Source organism: Intestinibacter sp., from assembly GCF_051866655.1.
In the GTDB taxonomy this organism is placed as follows: domain Bacteria; phylum Bacillota; class Clostridia; order Peptostreptococcales; family Peptostreptococcaceae; genus Intestinibacter.
Genome location: NZ_JBJDXL010000131.1, coordinates 20,614 through 27,345 on the forward strand (window position 1 = coordinate 20,614; position 6,732 = coordinate 27,345).

The 6,732-nt window shown below is 29.6% G+C and carries 7 protein-coding genes; 5 read left to right on the plus strand and 2 right to left on the minus strand.

Features of this window, described 5'->3' with window-relative positions:
• The first annotated feature begins 286 nt into the window (after nucleotides 1-286).
• The 4 genes from ACI3VO_RS03685 (at nucleotide 287) to ACI3VO_RS03700 (ending at nucleotide 4,965) form a co-directional block, all read left to right on the plus strand.
• Nucleotides 287-1,225 (plus strand): NAD-dependent epimerase/dehydratase family protein, encoded by a 939-nt coding sequence (locus ACI3VO_RS03685; RefSeq protein WP_439756629.1) that lies wholly within the window; start codon nucleotides 287-289, stop codon nucleotides 1,223-1,225.
• A 150-nt stretch (nucleotides 1,226-1,375) separates the two neighbouring features.
• Complete coding sequence (locus ACI3VO_RS03690; RefSeq protein WP_439756630.1) at nucleotides 1,376-1,831, plus strand: S-ribosylhomocysteine lyase; 456 nt, start codon at nucleotides 1,376-1,378, stop codon at nucleotides 1,829-1,831.
• 46 nt (nucleotides 1,832-1,877) lie between these two features.
• The gene (locus tag ACI3VO_RS03695) at nucleotides 1,878-2,603 is read left to right on the plus strand and encodes a vitamin B12 dependent-methionine synthase activation domain-containing protein (RefSeq protein WP_439756631.1); all 726 of its coding nucleotides are present in this window, start codon (nucleotides 1,878-1,880) and stop codon (nucleotides 2,601-2,603) included.
• Nucleotides 2,569-4,965: a homocysteine S-methyltransferase family protein gene (locus ACI3VO_RS03700; RefSeq protein WP_439756632.1), complete on the plus strand. Its 2,397-nt coding sequence runs from the start codon at nucleotides 2,569-2,571 to the stop codon at nucleotides 4,963-4,965. The genes ACI3VO_RS03695 and ACI3VO_RS03700 overlap by 35 nt, the downstream gene beginning before the upstream one ends.
• Nucleotides 4,966-5,239: 274 nt before the next feature.
• Here ACI3VO_RS03700 and ACI3VO_RS03705 read toward each other — a convergent pair whose 3' ends face one another.
• Together ACI3VO_RS03705 and ACI3VO_RS03710 are read right to left on the minus strand one after the other, a co-directional pair.
• Complete coding sequence (locus tag ACI3VO_RS03705; RefSeq protein WP_439756633.1) at nucleotides 5,240-5,806, minus strand: chromate transporter; 567 nt, start codon at nucleotides 5,804-5,806, stop codon at nucleotides 5,240-5,242.
• Complete coding sequence (locus ACI3VO_RS03710) at nucleotides 5,800-6,348, minus strand: chromate transporter (RefSeq protein WP_439756634.1); 549 nt, start codon at nucleotides 6,346-6,348, stop codon at nucleotides 5,800-5,802. Before ACI3VO_RS03710 ends, ACI3VO_RS03705 begins: the two co-directional genes overlap by 7 nt.
• Nucleotides 6,349-6,556: 208 nt before the next feature.
• Between ACI3VO_RS03710 and ACI3VO_RS03715 the strand changes: the two genes are divergently transcribed.
• The coding region (locus ACI3VO_RS03715) for a LysR family transcriptional regulator (protein ID WP_439756635.1) at nucleotides 6,557-6,732 on the plus strand (176 nt) is incomplete at its 3' end.

The window sequence follows — 6,732 nt, forward strand, 5'->3', positions numbered from 1 at the left end:
ATAGAATATAATTATATATAATAAAATTGATATAAATCTATACATTAATATGGTTTTATTCAATAAATGAATTACAAAAGTAATAGTATTAAAAGCTATTACTTTTTTTTGAGTTTTTTATCGAAAAATGAATGTTGAAGTGTATAAATATTATATAAAAAAATTTATAAAAACATACTATATAACTTTTATTATACATTAAAATTGTGGAAATATATGGTATTATAAATATGACATTATTTTTGAACTTAATAAATTTTTATCCATAAGGAGGAATGAAGAAAAAATGGAGTCAGTTTTAATTATGGGTGGAAGTGATTTCATAGGAAAATCACTTGCTAAGTATTTTATAGAACATGGACATAAAGTAGATGTCTTGACTACAGGAAAAATTGATTATGAGGGAGTAAATAAACATTTTTCATGTAACAGAAGGAAAGAAGAAGAATTAAAAAATGCACTTAAAGACAATGAATATACTTATATTTATGATATGACTGCTTTCTTAAAGTCAGATATAGTAGAGTTAATTAAATTTGTTAATAGAGACGCACTAAAAAAATACGTTGTATTATCTTCTGCAGCTGTATATAAAAACACAGGTAAATATATAACAGAGGATGAAGAAAAAGGAGTAAATCCAGCTTGGGGTAAGTATGGAATAGAAAAAGTAGAGGCTGAAAAATATATTACAGAAAGTGATATCCCTTACATAATAATAAGACCAACTCATATTTATGGACCAGAAAATAATTTATATAGGGAAGTGTATTTCTTTGATAGAATCAAAGAAGGTAAAGCGATTCCAGTACCTAGTGATAGAAATGAACCAGTAGTAAACCAATTTATTTATATTGATGACTTTGTAAAGGTTTTATATAGCTTGACAAAAAACGATATAGTAAGAGAAGCATATAACGTTTCTACACCACAGCTTGTTACTTGGAAAAAATTAATAGAAACATGTGGAGAAATTGTAGGTAAGGAGCCTATAATAAAATATGTAAATTCAGATAAAATAAAGGTAAAGGACAGAAGCTATTTTCCATTTAGAAACACTAGCTGTGTATTAGAAATAGATAAATTAATAGATCATGGACTTTATACACCTAATATACTTATTGAAAAAGGATTAAAGAAAACATATAAGTGGTATGTAAAGAATAAACCAAAAATGGAAGACCCAGAAATGGTAGAAGTGGATCAAGTTTTAAAAATAGTGTAATTTGAATGTTAAAAATTTACGAATTATTTACAAAAAACAGCTATTAATATATAATTGAAATATATTTTGATATTATGGCGTCTAAAGAAAGTCTTTAGGCGTTTTTCTATATTATAAAATACGAAAATATATGAAGAGGAGATAAGGAAGATGGAAAAAGTTGAAAGTTTTAAATTAGATCATAATAAAGTAAAAGCACCTTTTGTAAGAAAATGCTGTGTATTAGATGGAAAAATGGGAGATAAAGTAAGTAAGTTTGATTTAAGATTTTTACAACCTAATGTAGAAGCTTTTGGGACAGCTGCTATGCATGGTCTAGAACATTTATTGGCAACTTATTTAAGAGAAGAATTAGATGATATTATAGATTTATCACCAATGGGATGCAGAACTGGTTTCTACCTAGTTATGTGGGGTGATGTAGAAGCGAAAACTGTTAAAGAAGGTCTTGAAAAAGCTTTAGTAAAAGTTATAAATGCAAAAGAAATGATAGCAGCAACTGCTGTTGAATGTGGAAATTACAGAGATTTATCATTATTCGGAGCTCAAGAATATGCTAAATATGTGTTAGATAAAGGTTTTTCACTAAATATATATGGGGAATAATAAAAAATAATAAATATATATTATATATCTGGAGATAATCGATAAAATGATAATAAATCAAGAAAAGGAAATTTTTAATATATTGGTAGATAAATCTGAGGTACTTAGATATTTAGGACATAATGGACAAGATATAGATAATGATTTAGATTTTAAAATAAATGAATGTATTAAGGAAACTAAAGAAAATATTGATATAAAGTATGTCTATGAAATATACGATATAAAAAATGATTTAGCTTCTCATACTATTGAATTTAAAAACACAACATTAAAATTACAAAGCAAAGATTTGAGTGAATTGCTTGAAGATTGTGATAAATGCGTTTTGATGAGTGCAACACTTGGATTTAATATCGAAAAAAATATCAGAAAATATAGTTATAAAAACCTTACTAAGGGTGTAATAATAGATGCCTGTGCTACAACTTCTATTGAAGAGGTTTGCGATAGGGTACAAGATAGTATTTTGCAAACTGTAGCCAAAGAAAAAAAGTCTTTAACTATGAGATACAGTCCAGGTTATGGAGATTTAGATATAAGAGCAAATAAGAATATACTGAATGTATTAAATGCACAGAGAAAAATAGGGGTTACAGTCACAGATACAGGAATTATGATACCTAGAAAATCTGTAGTAGCTTTAATAGGTATAACAAATAAAAAAATAGAAAAGGTTAAACGAACATGTAATAATTGTCCTAACAGAGATAATTGCGAGTTTAGAAGAAAGGCTGATGGTTGTGGAAATAAAACAATATATAAAGGATAATATGCTAATAATTGATGGTGGTATGGGAACTATGCTTCAAGGAAGAGGTCTACAAGCTGGACAAAATCCTGAAGCATTTGGATACGAGCATCCAGAGATATTAGTTGATATACATAAAGAATATTTTGAAGCAGGTGCAAATGTAGCTACAACTTGCACATTTGGATGCAACGAATTAAAATTACCAGAAGGATATGAAGTAGAGCAAATAGTAGATTCAGCAGTAAAGGCTGCTAAAAAGGCTGCTTCTTTAGTAGATAATGGAAATGAAAAATACGTAGCTCTTGATATAGGTCCAATAGGTGAAATGCTTGAGCCTATGGGTACACTTAGCTTTGATAGAGCTTATGAAATATTTAAAAGACAAGTAGTACAAGGTCAAAAATCGGGCGCAGATTTAATAATCGTAGAAACTATGATGGATCTATACGAAATAAAAGCTGCTCTACTTGCTGCTAAAGAAAATACTGATTTACCAGTATTTACTACTATGACTTTTGATGAAAATGGAAGAAGCTTCACAGGATGCCTACCAGAAAGTATGGTAGCTACATTACAAGGCTTAGGAGCAGATGCTGTAGGTGTTAACTGTTCTCTTGGACCAGAACAATTAAAGCCAATGGTAGAAAAAATAATAAGAAGAGCTAGTGTACCAGTAGTAGTACAACCTAATGCAGGGCTTCCTGATATAGAAGATGGAAAAACTGTATATAAAATGACAGCAGAACAATTCTTAGAAGGTGTATCTGAATTTGTAAAAATGGGAGCAACTATAGTAGGTGGATGCTGCGGAACAAATCCTGAATTTATAAAAGCTTTAGCTGACAATGTTAAAAACATAAAAGCAGAGCCATTAGAAAAGAACTTAGAATGTGTAGTTTGCTCACCTTCGAAATTTGTTGAAATCAACGGTCCAACAATAATGGGTGAAAGATTAAACCCAACAGGCAGAAAACCACTACAAGACGCTTTAATAAGTGGAGATTTAGATTATGTAGTGAGCCTTGGACTAGATCAAGTTGAAGAAGGTGCAGAAATATTAAATATGAATGTAGGGCTTCCAGAATTAGACGAAAAAGCTATGATGCCTAAGGTTATAAAAACTCTACAAGAAATCATAAACACACCTATACAGCTGGATTCATCTAATGTAGAAGCTTTAGAACAAGGTCTTAGATACTACAACGGAAGAACTATAGTAAACTCTATAAACGGAAAAGAAGAATCTTTAAATTCTATTCTTCCAATTGTTCAAAAATATGGAGCAGCTGTAGTCGGACTAACACTAGATGAAAATGGAATTCCTAAAACAGCAGAAGGAAGATTTGAAATAGCTAAAAAAATAGTAGAAAGAGCAGAAAGCTACGGAGTAAGAAGACAAGATATATTTATAGACTGTCTATCACTTACTGTATCAGCACAACAAGAAGAAGCTATGGAAACTATAAAGGCTATGAGAATGGTGAAAGAAAACTTAGGTTGCAAGACTATACTAGGTGTATCTAATATTTCATTCGGTGTGCCAAATAGAAGTGCATTAAACTCTACTTTCCTAAACTTAGCTTTAGGAGCAGGACTTGACCTAGCTATAATAAATACATCAGAATCTGTTATGATGGAATCAATGTATGCATATAGAGTAATAAGCAATATAGATAAAGGCTGCGAAAAATATATAGAAAAATATATGAATGTTTCAAAATCAAAAAACAATCAAGCTAAAGCAGTTGAAATAAATGAAGAAACTTCTTTAGATGTACTTATAGAAAGAGGTCTAAAGGATGAAACTAAAAATATGACATATAAATTGCTTGAACAATACGATGGAAATTATATATTAGACAATATGCTAATACCTGCTCTAGATAAAGTCGGAGTAAAATACGACAATGGTGAAATATTCTTGCCTCAAATGATACAAGCAGCAGAAACAATAAAAGTTTCATTAAATATTATAAAAGATAAGCTAAGTGTCAATACTAATGACAGCAGTAGCACAAAAGGTAAGATAATAGTTGCTACAGTAAAAGGCGACATACACGATATAGGTAAAAATATCGTAAAAATAATGCTAGAAAATTATGGATACGAAGTAATAGACCTAGGTAAGGATGTTCCAATAGAAGCTGTAGTAGAAACTGCAAAAGAACAAAATATTAAATTAATAGGTCTAAGTGCGCTAATGACAACGACTGTACAAAATATGAAGGACACAATAAAAGCTATAAGAGATGCTGGAATAGACGCAAAGGTAATAGTTGGAGGCGCAGTTTTAACAGAAGAATATGCTAAACAAATAGATGCAGACTACTATGCAAAGGATGCAAAACGCTCAGTAGAAATTGCAAAAATTACTTTTTAAAAAATAATGTGGAAAAGAACCATGAAAGTATGTTAAAATATAAAAGATATTTGAGGAGAATAAATTTATTTAATTTATTTTCCTTAAATACTTAAATATAGTAGCAAAATGTGTTACTATAATGAATATAGGTCATTAATTTACAAATATATATAAATTTAATTAATGATGTTAAATTAAAAATTTCTCGTCAACACAAAAAGAGGCTATAGTATAGCCTCTTTTTGTTTTTGGAAATTATTATTTATTTGAAGTAAAATTCTTGATATCTATATTAAAAAGATAAAAGTATACCTACTACAGCTGAAAGAGCTATATAGACAACTGGATGTTTATTTGTATATTTTATTAAGAAAAATAGTATCACAGCGAATATAATAGATTTAAAATTAAGTAAATCTGTGATTTTTGAATCAATTCCCCATTTATCTAGATAAAACATAGTGATTTCTACTACACCCCAACAAGCTCCTACAATTAATCCAGTTGAAGCCGGTCTAATAGTATGAAAAACAGCCTCTACATATGGATTTTCTTTGAATTTATTTAAAAACTTAGAAATAATAACTATTATAAATAGTGCAGGCATAACAAGTGCTATAGTAGCGATTAAGGCTCCAGGAACACCAGCTACTGAAAAACCTACATAGGTGGACATATTAACACCTAGAGGTCCAGGAGTAGATTCTGATATAGCGATCATATTAGTTAATTCGCTTTTAGTAAACCATCCTGTACTTTCGCTTATATTGTATAAAAACGGCATTGTAGCAAGCCCGCCGCCGATTGCAAAAAGACCTGTTTTAAAAAATTCGTAAAACAATCTAAATAGTACTAGCATTCTTCCTTACCTCCTCTAAATTTATAGATTAGAGCTCCGATAATTCCAGATATAATAATATAAATTATAGGAGATAAACTTGTAGCTATAGATAGAACAGAAACGATTATAAAAATAGCTACAGTCAACTTATCTACAATAGATTTTTTTCCAAGCTTAATAATGGCATTTAAAATCAATACACAGACGCATACTCTTACACCGTTAAATGCATGAATTACAATTGGTAAATCTGCGAAATTAGTAAGAAATGCAGCTATAAGTGTAATAATTATTACTGAAGGAGTTATTACACCTAAAGTAGCTATAACACCGCCTGGAATACCTGCTAGCTTATATCCTATAAAGGTAGCGACATTAACTGATATAATACCAGGAGTACATTGCCCAATAGCATAATAATCCATTAATTCCTCTTCTGTAGTCCATTTCTTGGTTTCAGCGACATCCCTTTGTAAAATCGGAAGCATCGCATAACCTCCACCAAATGTTAACCCTCCAATTCTAGCAAAGGTTAAAAATAAGTCGAGTAAAATATTCATATTTGAAAAGTCCCCTTCCTTAGTCCTTATATAAAAATTTTAGCATAGTTATATCTATATTAAAAATATATAATATATATAGGTAATATACTTTTTTAATATAGTTTGAAATAAAATCTGACTTCGCTGATTTATTTATTTTTTACAGATAAATATAAATTTATTAATAAGCTATAAAAATATTAGAACAGTTAGTGGGGGATAAAAAATGGACATAAAACAATTGATAAATTTTATAACAATAGTAGAAGAAGGCAATATAACTAAAGCAGCACAAAAGCTACATTTATCTCAACCGCCTCTAAGTAATCAGCTAAAATCTCTAGAGCAAGAATTAGGAGTTAAACTAGTTGAGAGAGGCAGTAGAAAAATTACTTTGACTGA

Bases quoted from the DNA above. Each gene is read 5' to 3' on its own strand.
- ACI3VO_RS03685 (WP_439756629.1), top strand. From the start codon at position 287: ATGGAGTCAGTTTTAATTATGGGTGGAAGTGATTTCATAGGAAAATCA.
- ACI3VO_RS03690 (WP_439756630.1), top strand. From the start codon at position 1,376: ATGGAAAAAGTTGAAAGTTTTAAATTAGATCATAATAAAGTAAAAGCA.
- ACI3VO_RS03695 (WP_439756631.1), top strand. From the start codon at position 1,878: ATGATAATAAATCAAGAAAAGGAAATTTTTAATATATTGGTAGATAAA.
- ACI3VO_RS03700 (WP_439756632.1), top strand. From the start codon at position 2,569: ATGGTTGTGGAAATAAAACAATATATAAAGGATAATATGCTAATAATT.
- ACI3VO_RS03705 (WP_439756633.1), bottom strand. From the start codon at position 5,806: ATGCTAGTACTATTTAGATTGTTTTACGAATTTTTTAAAACAGGTCTT.
- ACI3VO_RS03710 (WP_439756634.1), bottom strand. From the start codon at position 6,348: ATGAATATTTTACTCGACTTATTTTTAACCTTTGCTAGAATTGGAGGG.